Origin of the sequence: Tunturiibacter gelidiferens (assembly GCF_014201335.1) — a bacterium.
GTDB lineage: Bacteria > Acidobacteriota > Terriglobia > Terriglobales > Acidobacteriaceae > Edaphobacter > Edaphobacter lichenicola_E.
The window spans coordinates 26060-40717 of sequence record NZ_JACHEB010000007.1 but is presented as its reverse complement, the minus strand read 5'-3'; the positions used below and the strand labels follow the sequence as shown (position 1 = coordinate 40717).

Annotated in this window: 14 protein-coding genes; 8 read left to right on the top strand and 6 right to left on the bottom strand. The window is 58.4% G+C overall.

What is annotated here, in order from left to right:
* Nucleotides 1-40: 40 nt before the first annotated feature.
* On the bottom strand, nt 41-1576 hold the full coding sequence (locus tag HDF14_RS15000; RefSeq protein ID WP_183978155.1) for a sigma 54-interacting transcriptional regulator: 1536 nt from the start codon (nt 1574-1576) through the stop codon (nt 41-43).
* 102 nt (nt 1577-1678) lie between these two features.
* A complete protein-coding gene (locus tag HDF14_RS14995) occupies nt 1679-1990 on the bottom strand; it encodes a tetratricopeptide repeat protein (RefSeq protein ID WP_183978153.1) in 312 nt (103 codons plus the stop codon).
* Nucleotides 1991-2113: 123 nt separating this feature from the next.
* On the opposite strand from HDF14_RS14995, the gene HDF14_RS14990 reads away from it, so the two are divergent.
* The 6 genes from HDF14_RS14990 to HDF14_RS14965 all read left to right on the top strand — a co-directional run bounded on the left by HDF14_RS14990 (nt 2114) and on the right by HDF14_RS14965 (nt 8423).
* Nucleotides 2114-2635 carry an acyl-CoA thioesterase gene (locus tag HDF14_RS14990; protein ID WP_179581726.1) on the top strand — a complete coding sequence of 174 codons (522 nt, stop codon included), beginning with the start codon at nt 2114-2116 and terminating at the stop codon, nt 2633-2635.
* A 78-nt stretch (nt 2636-2713) separates the two neighbouring features.
* Nucleotides 2714-3547 (top strand): Mrp/NBP35 family ATP-binding protein, encoded by an 834-nt coding sequence (locus HDF14_RS14985; protein ID WP_183978151.1) that lies wholly within the window; start codon nt 2714-2716, stop codon nt 3545-3547.
* 158 nt (nt 3548-3705) lie between these two features.
* Nucleotides 3706-4782, top strand: coding sequence for a heat-inducible transcriptional repressor HrcA (gene hrcA / locus HDF14_RS14980; protein ID WP_183978149.1), 1077 nt, complete (start codon nt 3706-3708; stop codon nt 4780-4782).
* 331 nt (nt 4783-5113) lie between these two features.
* Nucleotides 5114-5683: a nucleotide exchange factor GrpE gene (locus HDF14_RS14975; protein WP_183978147.1), complete on the top strand. Its 570-nt coding sequence runs from the start codon at nt 5114-5116 to the stop codon at nt 5681-5683.
* Between the two features lie 295 nt (nt 5684-5978).
* The gene (gene dnaJ, locus HDF14_RS14970) at nt 5979-7115 is read left to right on the top strand and encodes a molecular chaperone DnaJ (protein WP_406707231.1); all 1137 of its coding nucleotides are present in this window, start codon (nt 5979-5981) and stop codon (nt 7113-7115) included.
* A gap of 132 nt (nt 7116-7247) precedes the next feature.
* A complete protein-coding gene (locus tag HDF14_RS14965) occupies nt 7248-8423 on the top strand; it encodes a permease (RefSeq protein ID WP_260698302.1) in 1176 nt (391 codons plus the stop codon).
* A 30-nt stretch (nt 8424-8453) separates the two neighbouring features.
* Here HDF14_RS14965 and HDF14_RS14960 read toward each other — a convergent pair whose 3' ends face one another.
* The 4 genes from HDF14_RS14960 to HDF14_RS14945 all read right to left on the bottom strand — a co-directional run bounded on the left by HDF14_RS14960 (nt 8454) and on the right by HDF14_RS14945 (nt 11864).
* Nucleotides 8454-9260 carry an RsmE family RNA methyltransferase gene (locus HDF14_RS14960; protein WP_183978143.1) on the bottom strand — a complete coding sequence of 269 codons (807 nt, stop codon included), beginning with the start codon at nt 9258-9260 and terminating at the stop codon, nt 8454-8456.
* Nucleotides 9261-9402: 142 nt separating this feature from the next.
* Nucleotides 9403-9948, bottom strand: a complete 546-nt coding sequence (locus HDF14_RS14955; protein WP_183978141.1) for a hypothetical protein — start codon at nt 9946-9948, stop codon at nt 9403-9405.
* A 202-nt stretch (nt 9949-10150) separates the two neighbouring features.
* Complete coding sequence (locus HDF14_RS14950) at nt 10151-11134, bottom strand: AI-2E family transporter (RefSeq protein WP_313899602.1); 984 nt, start codon at nt 11132-11134, stop codon at nt 10151-10153.
* A 124-nt stretch (nt 11135-11258) separates the two neighbouring features.
* Nucleotides 11259-11864 carry a shikimate kinase gene (locus HDF14_RS14945; protein ID WP_183978139.1) on the bottom strand — a complete coding sequence of 202 codons (606 nt, stop codon included), beginning with the start codon at nt 11862-11864 and terminating at the stop codon, nt 11259-11261.
* A 565-nt stretch (nt 11865-12429) separates the two neighbouring features.
* On the opposite strand from HDF14_RS14945, the gene HDF14_RS14940 reads away from it, so the two are divergent.
* Together HDF14_RS14940 and HDF14_RS14935 are read left to right on the top strand one after the other, a co-directional pair.
* Nucleotides 12430-13692, top strand: coding sequence for an MFS transporter (locus HDF14_RS14940; RefSeq protein ID WP_183978137.1), 1263 nt, complete (start codon nt 12430-12432; stop codon nt 13690-13692).
* A 159-nt stretch (nt 13693-13851) separates the two neighbouring features.
* Nucleotides 13852-14499: a CatA-like O-acetyltransferase gene (locus HDF14_RS14935; protein ID WP_313899593.1), complete on the top strand. Its 648-nt coding sequence runs from the start codon at nt 13852-13854 to the stop codon at nt 14497-14499.
* The last annotated feature ends 159 nt before the right edge of the window (nt 14500-14658 follow it).

Below are 14658 nucleotides of genomic sequence, written 5' to 3'. Positions count from 1 at the left end.
GGAAGACCCGAGTTTACGCGGGCCTCCCCAGCGGCTTTGGTTAGTTGAAGCCGCGGCGGGTGCGGCTGCGGGCGGCTTCTTCGCGGTCGATCTCGCGTTCGCGCATGCGCTCTGCGTATTGCGAGGCCTGATCGTTGCGAGACTTCTTTTCTGCGGCGCTGAATGCGCGCTCTTCGGTGCGGCTGAGACGTTTGTGAGCGTACATTCCTTCGAGGAGAAACTCGGCGGCGCTTACGGCGATCTCAGGTTTGGATTTTGAGTTGATCTCGAGCGGTGAGAGTTTTTCTAGGAGGCCCTGAATCTGTTTGAGCTCTTCGAGGGAGCCGCTGGCGGGTTGCTCGTCGTTGAGTTGGACGGTGCCGCCGAGGTTGAACCACTGCTCGATCTGTTGGGTGTTGGTATTGGAGAAGTATTTGTCGAAGACAGTGGCGACGGACTGACGGATGATCTCGCGGATGACCGTGTCGGCGCCGCGCATCTCGCCCTCGTACTCGAGTTCGATCTTGCCGCTGATGCCGGGGAGCGCGGTGTAGATGTCGCCTACGCGTGGGACTGCGATGGTCTCGTCGTGGAGTAGGGCGCGACGCTCGGCGTTTGAGATGACGAGCTCCATGGTGCTGATGGGGAGTCGCTGAGAGACACCGCTGCGCTTGTCTACCTTCTTGTCCTCGCGTGCAGTGAAGGCGATCTGCTCGACGATCTGGCGGATGTAGTGGGGGATCTCGATCTTGGAGGCAGGACGTGTGGACCAGGCTTCCTGAGCGGTGATCGTGATGCCCTCTTCGACGTCCTCGGGGTAGTGAGTGCGGATCTCGCTGCCGATGCGGTCTTTGAGTGGTGTGACGATTTTGCCGCGAGCGGTGTAGTCCTCGGGGTTAGCGGAGAAGACGATGGCTACATCGAGAGGGAGGCGAACGGGGTAGCCCTTAATCTGTACGTCGCCCTCTTGCATGATGTTGAAGAGGGCTACTTGAATCTTTCCGGCGAGGTCGGGGATTTCGTTGATAGCGAAGATGCCGCGGTTGGCGCGGGGAAGCAGGCCGTAGTGCATGGTGAGCTCGCTGCCTAGATCCTGGTTGCTGCGTGCGGCCTTGATAGGGTCGATGTCTCCGACAAGATCGGCTACGGTGACGTCGGGCGTGGCAAGCTTTTCGACGAAGCGGTCGTTGGGCGTCATCCAGGCGATGGGGGTTTGGTCGCCCATTTTGGCGATGAGGTCGCGGCTGAACTTGGAGATTGGTGCGTACGGGTTGTCGCGGATCTCGGAGCCGGCGATGTAGGGGCAGTGGGAATCGAGCAGCGTGGTTAGCGAGCGGAGGATGCGGGATTTGGCCTGACCGCGAAGGCCGAGGAGGATGAAGTTGTGTTTGCTGAGGACTGCGTTGACGATCTGGGGGACGACTGTGTCTTCGTACCCGACGATGCCGGGGAAGAGGGTGGCTTTGGTTTTCGCGGAGGCGCGAAGTTTCGCGATGAGATTCTCGCGGAGCTCGTCTTTTACGCTGCGAGCAAGGCGGGCTGGAGTGAATTCGCTGGCGCGGAGGGAGCCTAGAGTGGTAGGGAGTGAGGTCGCCATGTCTAAGTATAGATGTTTGGCGGGGATCAAGGGTTCAGAGGCTCTGCGTATGAACAAATGCGCTGGAAATTTCGATGGGAAAGCAGATGCGTTTCTGCGGGATCAGGTGGTGAGATCGTCGCGGAGGGCTTCCATCTCGGCCAGGGCGTGCTGATTGTTCGTGCGGTTGGCGGTCGCGATGCCGTGATGCAGACGGTCGAGGGCATCTTCGGTGCGGCCTAGTTTCGCGAGCGTTTGGGCGGACATCTGGTAGGCGGGGACGTAGTCAGGGTTGTGCTGAATGAGGGTGGTGAATTCGGCGAGAGCGGTGTCGGAGTTGCCCTGGGTGATGTGCTCCATGGCGAGGCCGTAGCGGGCGAAGGCGTTGGTAGGGTCGGCGGTGAGAATTTCGGTGAGAGCGGCGATCTTGTCCATGAATCGATGGTGCTGTGTTGGAGGTAGGGTTGGCAAGTTTTGCGATCTGGATTGTGTTGTTGCGTTCGGGAGGAGGTAGCTTGTCTTCGGCAGATAGCGTTGGGGCGATTTAGACTTGTAGGAATGAGTGATTTGGTTTTAGAACGGACAGTGGCTGAGTCGCAGTCGGAACGTAGTGAGATTGTGTTACCGGCGGACTCAAATGCGCTGGGAAGCCTGTTTGGCGGGCGTTTGATGCAGTACATCGATCTGGTTGGCGCTATGGCTGCTAGCCGACACGCACGAGCGTTCACGGTGACGGCGAGCATGGATCATCTGGACTTTGTTGCTCCCGTACGGGTTGGGGAACTGCTGATCTTGAAGGCGAGTGTGAATCGGGCGTTTCGAACATCGATGGAGATTGGGGTGCGGGTGATGGTGGAGGACGTGCGCGAACAGAGGTTGCGGCACGTCTCTTCGGCTTATCTGACGTTTGTAGCCGTGGACCGCGAGGGGAACCGGCTGGTTGTGCCGCAAGTGGTGCCCGAGACAGAACATCAGAAGCGCAGGTTTGAAGATGCGGGCCGTCGAAGAGAGATGCGGGCGGGAGAGACTCAGAGGAAAAAAGAGATGCGGGCCGCTCTAGGGGCGGGCTGGCATGTTTGATTGGTTGCTAAAAAAAGGTCTGCAAGCAGCCCCAGCAGAAGCGGTTGCAAGACTATTAGTGAATTTTTAGGAGACATTATGGGACATATGGGAGCAGGTGCACCGCAGGGACCGCAGCCTTTGCCGGGAGTGGCGCATGTTGTGGCGATTGGCAGTGGCAAGGGTGGAGTGGGAAAGACCACGGTTGCAGTGAACCTGGCGGTTTCGCTGGGCAAGCTGGGGTATCGGGTTGGGTTGATCGATGCCGACATCTATGGGCCGAATGTGCCAATGATGCTGGGCGTGACGCGGCAGCCGAATATTGTGGGCGAGAACCGGATTGAGCCGATTCTGTCGTATGGGGTGAAGTTTATTTCCGTTGGGCTGATATCGCCTGGCGATAAGCCCATGGTGATGCGCGGGCCGATGCTGCACCAGATTATTAGGCAGTTTCTGCAGCAGGTGGAGTGGGGGGAACTGGATTATTTGATCGTCGATCTGCCTCCGGGGACGGGCGATGTCGTGATTTCGTTGGTGCAGACAGTGCCGCTAACTGGAGCGGTGGTGGTTTCGACTGGATCGGGTGTTGCGTTGCAGGATGCGCGGAAGGCGCTCGAGATGTTTCATCAGGTGAAGGTGGAGGTGATTGGCCTGGTGGAAAATATGTCGCAGATGACGCTGCCGGATGGTCAGGTGATTGACGTGTTTGGCGCGGGCGGGACGGAGCGGACTGCGGCGCAGTTTGGGCTGGAATTTCTTGGGGCCGTGGAGCTCGACCCGCAGATTCGGGAAGGCGGAGATAAGGGTATGCCAGTTGCGTTGGCGGGGCCGGATTCGAAGCTTGCGAAGGATTTCTATCGGATAGCGGCGAAAGTCGCGGAAAAGGCGAAGGAGATTGCAGCGAAAGATGAGGACGTGCTGGAGATCTCGTAAGAGCTTGTCCCTGCCGGACGGGCCGCGCTGCGCGCGGGACGGTCACATGTGACTCGTATGCCTTTCAAAGCTATTTGATCGGTATCGGTCCTCCCTTGGTCGGTAGAAGGTCATTTGCAGGCTTGACGGCTGGCGTAAAGTTATAGGCGGAGGGAAGAATGGCGGATGCGGAGCGGGTTACGGCGCGGCAGAGAGCTATTCTGACCGCCATTATCGAAAGCTATATCGAGACGGGCGAACCTGTGGGGTCGGGCACGATTGCTCGGTTGCAGAGCGGTGAAAGTGCTGGGCTTAGTCCGGCCACCGTGCGGAATGAGATGGCGGAGCTTTCGGATGCAGGACTGCTGGAACAGCCTCATACGTCGGCGGGGCGGGTGCCGACGGCTCGAGCATTTCGAATGTTTGTGGAGCAGTTGAGTGGTGGGTTGAATCCGCGGATTGATGCGGCGCGGCTGTCGGCGCGGTCACGGTCGCAGATTGACTCGAGTTTTGTTGGAGTCGCGGGGACGCAGGCGGTGCTAGAACGGACGTCGCATGTCCTGGCTACGCTGTCGAGTGGGGTGGGTGTGGCGATTGCGGCGGCGGCGGATGGGGACATGCTGGAGCATGTGCATTTTTCGCGGTTGGCTCCGGCTCGAGTACTGGCGGTGGTTGTGACGCGGAGCGGGCTGGTGCGGGATCGTGTGCTAGCGCTCGATAAAGACTTGACAGTGAGGGAGTTAGAGGTCGCGGCGAATTTTCTGAATGAGAACTTTCGTGGGTGGAGCGTGGAGCGGGTGCGGGCGGAGATTGCCCGGTTGGTGGAGCGGGAGAAGAGCGAGTATCAGCGGTTGCTGAACTCGGTGCAGCAGCTTTGGGCGAGGGCGGTGCCGGAGATGGATGTGCCGGTACAGACGGTTTATGTGGACGGTGTGGCGAATCTCGTTGGTTCTCAAGAGGATAGGGAGAGGCTACGGGAGGTGTTGACGGCGCTTGAGGCGAAGCAGCGGTTGGTGGAGTTGTTGAATGCTTATATCGATGCGCGGCAGGAGAGCGTGAGGGTGGTGTTCGATCTGGAGGAGCAAGCTCCTGAAATGGCAGGACTTGTGCTGATTGCGGCGCCGGCGCGGATGGGTGGGGAGAGTCGCGGGACCGTTGGTGTGATTGGGCCGAAGCGGATGCACTACGAAAACACGATGAATGCGGTGAGTTATATTGCGCAGGTCTTCGACAGGATGCTGCATCCTGTTGATTAAATTTTGATGGTGATTTTTTTCTGGGCGTGGTGGGGAGTGGTTTTTGCTGGGGTTTTTGAGAGAATAGGGTGTTTGGACGTGGTGAATTTGTGGTGTAGGCGTGGTGTTTTGCGTGGTGGATGTGGTGTTTAGGACGCCACTTTTTGGGCCTCGAAAAAAGTGCCACGTTTTGGAGATTTATTTTTAGCCGGTTGTGAGTGGGGTGGGTTTTGAAAAGGTTTGAGGTGGGGACGTTCGATGTTGGAACGGTTGGCAGAGGATTTTCGCGATGAACGCCAAGGACCAGTTCGCGCGATGGGCCCGAATGGGCAACAATAGAAGAGGTAATCCGATGAGGAGTTCTAAAGAGATGCAGGATGAGATGAACGGGCAGGGAGTTGTTGACCCGGAGGTGGCTGTGGGTTCTGAGGTTGAACCGGCCAATGAGATGAACCCCACCCTGGCGGAGTTGGAGCAGGTGAAGGGCGAGCGGGATCAGTTGCTGGATCGGCTGGCGCGGCTGCAGGCCGAGTTCGACAATGCGCGGAAGCGTGAGGCGAAGGAGCGGGCCGACTCGCGGGACTATACGGTTTCGAATACGGTTGAGCCGTTTCTGGGCGTGATGGATAACTTTCAGTTGGCGCTGAAGGCAAATGGGACCGCGGAGCAGCTGCGCGGCGGCGTGGAGCTGATTCTGAAGCAGATGGAAGATGCGCTGAAGGGGCTGAATGTGCAGGCTGTGGAGACGGTTGGCACGCAGTTTGACCCCCGAATCCACGAGGCTTTGGGAAGCATCGAAACGAAGGAGTTTCCGGACCACCAGGTGCTGGAGGAGATTCGGCGGGGGTACAAGATCCGCGAAAAGCTTTTGCGTCCGGCGCTGGTGAGGATCGCGGCCAATCCGGATCAGGTTGCGGATTAGGGAGTGATGGACGGGCTTGTCGGATGGCTGGCAAGCCTGTCTTGCTTTTGGTAGCGAGGTTGAGGGCGGATCCGTACGGGACGAGAACAGACAACGGCAACGACAGAAGCAGATCCCCTCTGGGGATGACAACAAGAGAACAACGACAACGGCAACGACAGAAGCAGATCCCCTTCGGGGATGACAACAAGAGAACAAGCAACGCAACTGCAACGACAGAAGCAACGGCGACGACTTTGGCAAGGTTTTTGGAGATAGATTAGAAAGAGATTTCAGGGACATGGCGACGGCAAACGTGACGAAGGTTGACTACTACGAAGTACTAAGTGTTTCGCGAGATGCGAACGACCAGGAGTTGAAGACTGCGTATCGCAAGCTCGCGATGCAGTATCACCCGGACCGGAATCCGAACAATCCTTCTGCGGAAGAGAAGTTCAAAGAGTGCGGCGAGGCTTACTCCGTGTTGAGCGATCCGGATAAGCGCGCGGCGTATGACCGTTATGGCCATGCTGCGTTTCAGAACGGCGGCGGTGGAGCTGGTGGTCCGTTTGGCGGTGGGTTTAGCGGCAATGCGCAGGACCTTGGGGATATCTTCGGCGATCTGTTCGGCGAGATGTTCAACATGGGCGGGAACGGCCGTCAGCAGGCTTCGCGGGTGCAGCGTGGGCGCGATCTGCGGTACGACATGAAGCTCGAGTTTGAGGAGGCGGTCTTCGGGAAGGAGAAGGAGATCACCATTCGGCGGATGGAGACCTGCATTGATTGCAAGGGGTCGGGTGCGGCGAAGGGTAAGGCTCCGGTGACTTGTACGCAGTGCGGCGGGCGCGGGCAGCAGAGATTTCAGCAGGGGTTCTTTTCGGTGGCGCGGACCTGCTCGGTGTGCGGAGGGACGGGGACGCTGATCGTTGACCCGTGCAAGACGTGCCAGGGCGAGACGCGCGTGACCACAGAGCACACGATTCTGGTGAAGGTGCCGGCGGGCGTGGAGCAGGATACGCGGATTCGCTACCAGGGTGAGGGCGAGTCGGGTAAGTTTGCCGGACCTGCTGGTGACTTGTATGTTGTGCTGAGCGTGAAGGCGCATAAGTTCTTCGAGCGCGATGGCGATGATCTGCATTGCGTGATGCCTATCTCGTTTCCGCAGGCTGCGCTGGGGACGGAGTTGGAGATTCAGACGCTCGAGGGTGCGGCTTCGATCAAGATTCCGGAGGGGACGCAGAGCGGGAAGGCGTTCAAGCTGAAGGGCAAGGGCGTGCCGCATCTGAACTCGCATGGGAAGGGTGATCTGATCGTGGAGATTCGCGTTCAGACGCCGGGCAAGCTGAATAAGCAGCAGCGAGACTTGTTGAAGCAGTTGAGTGAGACGATGGTGGTGGAGAATACGCCGACGTCGCGTGGGCTGTTCGATAAGGTGAAGGAGATTTTCAGCTAGTTAGCAGGTCGGCAGTTGGCGAAGAGTTGGAAGTGCCCGGGCTTTGGTCTGGGCATTTTCTTTTGGATGATGTAACGATGGTGGGCGAGCGTTACACTCCCACTCAGCGGTTGTGACTATCTATGAAAAGCGATGACACTTGCGTCGGAGGGTGGGATGGTCCAGGCGATTTGGCATGCGGTGGTGATGTCGCTGACGATGGCGTGGGAGATTTTGTGGGCGCTGATTCTTGGGTTTCTTCTTTCGGCGGTGGTGCAGGCTGTGGTGTCGAAGGAGGAGATGTCGCGGCTGTTGCCGGATGACAGGGCGGGGACGATTGTGAAGGCTTGCGGGCTGGGCGCGGCGAGTTCTTCGTGCTCGTATGCTGCGGTGGCGTTAGCGAGATCGATGTTTCGGAAGGGCGCGGATTTTACGTCTTCGATGGCGTTTCAATTTGCTTCGACGAATCTTGTGATTGAGTTGGGGATACTGCTCGCGGTGCTTATGGGGTGGCGATTTACGGTGGCTGAATTTGTGGGTGGGCCGCTGATGATATGGATCCTGGTGGTGCTGTTTCGGATGTTTCTTCCGCGGCCTTTGGTGGAGGAGGCGCGGCGGCAGGCGGAGTTGGGAGTGCAGGGGCGCATGGAAGGCCATGCTGCGATGGACATGAGCTTGCATGAGGGATCGCTGTGGCTGCGGGCTAATTCGCAGGAGGGACGGACGGCGATCAGTCACTTCTTCGTGATGGATTGGGCTTCGCTGTGGATGGATCTTGTGGGTGGGTTGCTGATAGCGGGGGCGCTGGCGGCCTGGGTGCCGAAACATTTCTGGCAGGCGTTTTTCTTTGAAGCGCACCCGTTGCTGGCAAAGATCTGGGGGCCTTTGGTTGGGCCGGCGGTTGCGGTGGTTTCGTTTGTTTGTTCGGTGGGAAATGTTCCGCTGGCGGCGGTGTTGTGGAATGGTGGGATCAGCTTTGGGGGCGTGATCGCGTTCCTGTTTGCCGATTTGATTATTCTTCCGATCCTGAATATCTATCGCAAATACTACGGTTGGAAGATGAGCGCGTTTTTGTTGATCACGTTTTATGTTGCGATGGCGGGGGCTGCGCTGGTGGTGGAGTTGGTGTTCGGTGCGCTGCATTTGATTCCGCAGGAGCGGAACGCGAGGGTGATGGAGGAGGCGATCTCGTGGAACTATACGACGTGGTTGAATATTGGGTTTCTGATCGTTGCGGCTTTGCTGGTGGTGAGGTTTTTGCGGACGGGTGGGCCTGCGATGTTGCGGATGATGGCGGGGGAGAAGTCGGCGGATAGGCACGGTAGCTGAGCATCTTCTGTTTGCCGCTGTTTCAGTCAATCAGAAGAGATGGGTGGAGGCGATGGCGATGGCGGCGATGGCGGCGGTTTCGGCGCGTAGGATGCGCGGGCCGAGGGTTACGGGTTGCCATTGATGTTGGGTGAAGATCGACATCTCTTCGGGGGTCCAGCCGCCTTCGGGGCCAATGGCCAGGGCGAGAGCCGTGTTGATTCCGTCTGAAAGCGTGGAGCGAATGTTGGATGAATGAAGCGCGTCGGCTTCCGTGGTGTGGGTGGAGATCCTCCGGTCGTTTGCGCTTGGGTTTGAGTTATCCATGGCGGCGGAGATGGTGAGGGATTGTTCGGTTTCGCTGAGGAGGATGCGGACTGGGGATCTTTCGATTTCTAATGCGGATTTCAGGAGGGCCGGATCGAGGATTTCTGGGATGTCGGTGCGGCGGGATTGCTTGCTGGCTTCGAGGGCGATGCGGCGCCAGCGTTCGGAACGCTTGAGCGCGGACTGGGCGAGGTGCTTTTCGGTGCGGCGAGCGAGGATGGGAGTGATGCGGGCGATGCCTAGCTCAGTGGCTTTTTCGATGGCCCACTCCATGTGGTCGAACTTGAAGACGGCGAGGAGAAGATGGAGCGGGAGGGCGGCGTCGGATTCGAGCTCTTCGTGGAGGGTGAAGAGAACTTCGGCATCGGAGACGCTGACGATCTCGGCGCGGTGGAGGAAGCCGTTGGAGACGACGTCGTAGACCTGACCGGGTTCGGCGCGGAGGACGCGGGCGAGGTGGGTGGCCTGATCGCCGGTGAGGGATGCGGTGGTGGCGGTCCAACGGTCGGCGATCCAGCGACGGCGGGTCATGAGTACAGTTTACGGTTTTGGGGCGAGGGGCGGATTTAACGGAGGGTTATGGCGCTTCGTGCGAAATGCGGGGTCCCTCCACTCCGCTACGCTTCGGTCGGGATGACGAGATATTTTTGAGCGTCCCGAAGTAAGCCGAAAATTAATTGGCGAGTTTGTTGGAGGTGGAGTTGGGGATCGCTTCGCTGGCGCGGCTGATCATGACGCCCTGCTGGCCCTGGTGGTAGAGGTCGACGTTGAGGATGGCGGTGCGGCGGTGGTCCCAGACTTCCTGGGTGACGAGGAAGTGGAGAAGGATCATGCCCTGGGCGGACTGGCCGGGGGTGATCATGGTCTCGCGGAGCAGAGGCTCGGAGGCGAGAGGCTTGAGGGCGGGAAAGGCGGAGTAGACGCTGGCGATGTCGTCTTTTTCGATGGCGCTGGTGGTGATCTCCTGGCCGTCGCCGGTGGTGAGGGTGGCGGTGAAGTCCTTGAGGAAGAGGGGGAGACGAAGGCCGTCGGTGACGCGAAGGGTGGTGAGGACGTAGAGGTCGTCGCGGGCCTGGTCGTGGCCGACGAGGATGGATTCACCTTTGAAGACGGTGTGGGCGGGGTAGACGGCGGTGTGGACGATGTCGAGGTCCGCAGTTTTGTGCGGCGTGAAGCGTATGGCCAGGGCGAGAGTGATGCCTAGGATGAGAAAGGCCAACAGGACCGGTGCCAGGAGGTTGCTTCGAGCGGGTTGGGCAAACTTGAGGTCGGACACTGCGATGAGAATAGCAAGGGAGATAGGTTTTCAGAAGGTTAAAAAAATTAGAAATTTACGTAATCACCTTGATGCGGTTTCGGTAAGCGCTGATGGAGGTGGGAATGCGGGGTTTTGTACCACAAGAGTTGTAGGGACGGGTGAGTCAGTCCTTGTGGACGGCGTACTCCTCGAGAAGGACGGTGATGAGAGCGGCGGTGGGGACGGAGACGAGGGCGCCTACGATGCCTGCAAGCGCGGTTCCTAAGAGCAGCGCGACGAGTACGGTGAGGCCCATGAGATTGACGCTGGAGCGCATGATGCGAGGGGTGAGGAAGGCGTTTTCAACGTTGATGTAAATGGCATAGAAGGTGAGGACGCCGGCCATCTTGGTCCAGGAGTCGAGGGCGGCGACACCGGCGGCGATGACGATGGTGATGACTCCGCCGGCGATGGGGATGATGTTGAAGAGACCCATGAGGAAGCCGAGGAGGAGAAAGTAGCGGACGTGCAGGAGGCCGAAGACGATGGTGCTTGAGACTCCGAGGACGAGCATGAGGAGGCCCTGACCGAGGAGCCACTTGCTGACTTTGCGCTCGGCTTTTTTTAGGGTCTTGTCGAGGCGCTGGCGTTCGGTGGTGGGGAAGAGAGAGAGAAAGAAGTCGTAAGCGTGTTCGCCTTCGAGCATGAAGTAGATGCAGAGGAAGGCGGCGGTGAGGATGTCGAAGACGTGAGAGAGCCAGAGGGGGAGTGAGGTGAAGAGATAGCTGGCGGTGGCGTCGAAGGCTCCGGCGGCGCGCTGGGCGACGGTGTCGATGCCGAGCTTGTCGGCCAAGGGGAACTTCTTGGTGCGGGCGACGATGTCTGGGATGCGCTGGGGCAGATCGTCGGAGAAGTTGCGAAGGTCACGCATGACCGGCGGGAGGCCAGTGGTGAAGAAGACGGCCAGGACGAGCGCGACGATGGCGATGAGGAGAACAATGGCGACGGCGCGGGAGGGGTGATAGTTGCGGATCTTCAGCTTCCGGATGCGCGTGACTGCGGGCATGAGGACGACGGCGAAGAGAGCGCTGACGTAGAGGATCAGCAACTCTTTCTGGAGTGTCCATGCGAGGGCGAGGAGGAGGATGACGGCGAAGAAGAAGAGGATGTTGCCGCGGACCTGGGCGCGGGTCTTTTTCTCGTACGGGGTTAGGTCGTCGGGGACGGGGTTGGTCAGCCGGGTTCTCCTGGAGGTGCTGACGTTGAGATGCAGATAGTGTGCGCTTCCAGTGTCAGGTGCGGGAGTGCGGAGTTTGAGTCTGGGGTTTGGGTAGGCCCAGGAGGAGCGCTTCTACGGTTTGGGTTGGGGTCTGGTCGGAGGTGGCGATGGTTAGGCCTGCCATGCGGCGGTAGAGGGGATGGCGGCGCTCGAAGCGGAGTTGGGCGGCGGCGGGGTCTGTGAGGACGGGGCGCGCGATCTCCTGAAGCATGCAGCGGTCGAAGAGGGTGGGGAAGGGGGCGTCGAGGAAGATGGTGAAGGTGGCGGGGGTTTGCTCGAGGAGGAGGCGGTTGGTGAGGTCTTCGGGGGTTCCGCCGCCGAGGGCGAGGACGATGTTGCTGTAGCCGAGGGCCGAGGCGAGGGCAGTGGATTCGAGGCGGCGGAAGCGGGCTTCGCCGTGCTGCTCGAAGAGCTGGGGGATGGTGGCGTTGGTGCGGGACTCGAGGTGGGCGTCGAGGTCGAGGAAGTTCCAGCCGATGCGCGCGGCGAGGAGGCGGCCGATGGTGGACTTGCCTGCTCCCATGAAGCCGGTGAGGATCAGGCGTTTGAGGTGGGTCGGGGCTTGGGTCATGGTTTCGGTTTGGGGCTTGGGTTGGATTTCGGGTTGGGTGGACGTCATTGCCTCTCCTTAGTGTGCCTGTAAACGTTGCAGAAAACGAAAGAGCCGCAACCTGGTGTGGGTTGCGGCTCGGGAAGGTCGAAGACTCTGAAGTTTTCTAGGTTTTTTCAGAGATGCATGCGAGGACTCCACTGGCCGCTGGATGGCGCCAATAGGAGCAGGCAAAAAAAGCGGACTGGAAGCGGCTCGACATTCTGGTAAGACGATACACCGGTGGTTTGGGGGATTGCAAGGGGTGGGAGCGGTCCCTAGCTGAATGGAGGACTCTCCACGGCGCCCTGACGTTCTCACTAACGATAAAGGTCAATGTGCTCTTTGACTCGGGTTAGGCACAGCTAAAGATCAGTCCTGATCACAAGCCCAGCAAAGTAGAAGACTGGTGCCAGATGCCCCTTCGGTAGTGGGGTCTCGAAAAGCCCGACTCACGACTTCCAGATGCAGCTTACCTATATCCGCAACGATCCGGGTCTTTTCGGTGAAATTTGACGTTCTATTTGCAGCTTTCCGGAGCCGTTGTGTGCATCGAACTCGTAAACCATGGAAGCAACGATAGACGGCGTTAACTATGGATATTGATCCCGCAAAGAAGAGAAGTCTCCATGCGTTGGAAGCAACAAACTTCTTTCTCGCCGACGTGCAGACGGGCCTCGGTCCCTTCCTGGCAGCGTACTTGGCTGGAGCGGGGTGGGAGCCTGGGCGCGTCGGGATGGCTCTGACGCTCGGCGGCATCATTACCGTCGCGCTGCAGACGCCTGCAGGTGCCATTGTCGATCAAATCAGAGAAAAAAAGCTGGTTCTCGTCCTAGCATCCGCCGTACTCGCTGTTGGAGCTATCTTGCTCAGTATCACCGCTGCACCGTGGGCCGTATATACGTCCCAGGTTTTGGTCGGAGGGGCCGGGCCGTTCCTGGCACCGACGTTGGCCGCGATTACGATGGGGATAGTCGGCGTGACCTTCTTCGACCGCCAGTTTGGCAAGAACCAATCATTCAATTCAGGTGGCAACGTGACTTGCGCACTTCTGATCGCGCTCGTAAGTCATCTGTTTGACAATCGCGCAATATTTATTACCGCTGCAGTATTGACGATTCCCACCGTTATCGCCGTTCGCGCTATCAAGAGCAGCGATATCGACTACGACCTGGCCCGAGGCGGAGCGAAGCAAGTCGACGGCGATAAAGTTTCTGCGAGAGCATCGGTGATGCAAACGCTGCTGGGGGATCGGGTCCTGCTCATCTTCCTTGTCTGTGCGTTCCTATTTCACTTTGCGAATGCTGCCATGCTGCCGCAACTCGGTGAAATGCTGTCGCACGGTTCACGGGCGACGGCTGCTCCCTTCATGTCAGCGTGCATTATCGTCACTCAGCTAGTCATCATGTTCTTCGCGACATCTATTGGGCGGTTCGCCAATTTACACGGGAGAAAGCCGCTGCTGCTTCTAGGCTTTGGCGTCCTGCCGATCCGGGCACTCCTCTACACCCTCACTCACACCAGCGGAAGCCTCATCGCAATCCAGTTGCTCGATGGCGTTGCAAACGCCATCTTCGGTGTCGTATCGATCCTTGTAGTCGCTGATCGAACCCGCAACACTGGCCGATTCAACCTTGTCCAAGGAAGTCTGGCAACAGCAGTCGGACTCGGCGCGGCCTTCAGCACGACGTTCGGCGGCAAGCTGATTCAACACTTCAGCTATCGCATCTCTTTCCTGGCTTTAGGGGCGATTGCCACCCTCGCATTTGCCCTGCTGTGGACAGCCATTCCGGAGACCCTTCCTAGTCGGAACGGACCAGACAACGACACTGTTACTGCCCAGGAGCTTCCGGCATAACATTCGTAGCGAAGATTGGCTACCAGAATGGGGTTCCAACCTCAAACACGACAGTCCAGCGCAGAGGGAGTTAGCGGCTGATTGGTCATGATAAACGCGCTTCCCGTCGGCAGCGATAGACAGGCTTTTTCGATTTAACATGAGAGCATGCGAGAAATCGTGATTGGCAATAGACAGAAGATCAATCTGGAGACTTGGGAACGACGCGCGAGTTTTGATTTCTTCCAGAGTTTTAGCGAGCCCTATCACGGCGTCTGCCTCCGCGTTGACTGTACGGAGACTTACCGTTACGCCAAGGAGCATCATCTGTCAGTGTTTTTGTCACTGCTGCATCGCTCACTCGTCGCTGCACACCAAGTTGAGAACTTCAAGACGCGTATTGTTGACGGCACCGTCTGGAGCTATGAACTGATCAATGGCGGAAGTGCAGTGGGACGTGAGAATGGCACCATTGGCCTAGGACACTATCAGTTCCTACCGCGAATCGATGAGTTCGTGCGAGAGGCGGCTATCGAAGTCGACCGAGTGCGGCAGAGAGATGACATCGAGCGCTATCCGGAGGCCAACCTGATTCGTTATTCGGTGCTTCCGTGGTTTGACTTCACATCCATTTCGCATGCTCGCGACTTCTCCCATGAAGACTCCGCGCCGCGCATCACGTTCGGCAAAATTACTGAGGCAGGTGGCCGCTGCACAATGCCTGTATCGATTCATGTGCACCACGCTTTAGTGGATGGTCTGCATGTGGCTCAGTTCGTTGAGAAGTTTCAGGGTTGCCTGGATGCTCCAGATTCCAAACCTTCGTAGCAATGCGTCCGCCAGTCGATTGCGAGAATGGTTAGGCACGCCCACTTTGATTAGTGGCGACAAGCCGATTTAGCGCTAATCCGAGCTCAATGAGTGCATCGGCGATTTATCGCTTATCGAGAAAACAAATGCTCACTACAGGCGCGGTTATTGTTGTTG

Excerpts from the sequence above, each read along its gene's own strand:
- HDF14_RS15000 (WP_183978155.1), bottom strand. The coding sequence starts at position 1,576 with ATGGCGACCTCACTCCCTACCACTCTAGGCTCCCTCCGCGCCAGCGAA.
- HDF14_RS14995 (WP_183978153.1), bottom strand. The coding sequence starts at position 1,990 with ATGGACAAGATCGCCGCTCTCACCGAAATTCTCACCGCCGACCCTACC.
- HDF14_RS14990 (WP_179581726.1), top strand. The coding sequence starts at position 2,114 with ATGAGTGATTTGGTTTTAGAACGGACAGTGGCTGAGTCGCAGTCGGAA.
- HDF14_RS14985 (WP_183978151.1), top strand. The coding sequence starts at position 2,714 with ATGGGACATATGGGAGCAGGTGCACCGCAGGGACCGCAGCCTTTGCCG.
- hrcA (WP_183978149.1), top strand. The coding sequence starts at position 3,706 with ATGGCGGATGCGGAGCGGGTTACGGCGCGGCAGAGAGCTATTCTGACC.
- HDF14_RS14975 (WP_183978147.1), top strand. The coding sequence starts at position 5,114 with ATGAGGAGTTCTAAAGAGATGCAGGATGAGATGAACGGGCAGGGAGTT.
- HDF14_RS14965 (WP_260698302.1), top strand. The coding sequence starts at position 7,248 with ATGACACTTGCGTCGGAGGGTGGGATGGTCCAGGCGATTTGGCATGCG.
- HDF14_RS14960 (WP_183978143.1), bottom strand. The coding sequence starts at position 9,260 with ATGACCCGCCGTCGCTGGATCGCCGACCGTTGGACCGCCACCACCGCA.
- HDF14_RS14945 (WP_183978139.1), bottom strand. The coding sequence starts at position 11,864 with ATGACGTCCACCCAACCCGAAATCCAACCCAAGCCCCAAACCGAAACC.
- HDF14_RS14940 (WP_183978137.1), top strand. The coding sequence starts at position 12,430 with ATGGATATTGATCCCGCAAAGAAGAGAAGTCTCCATGCGTTGGAAGCA.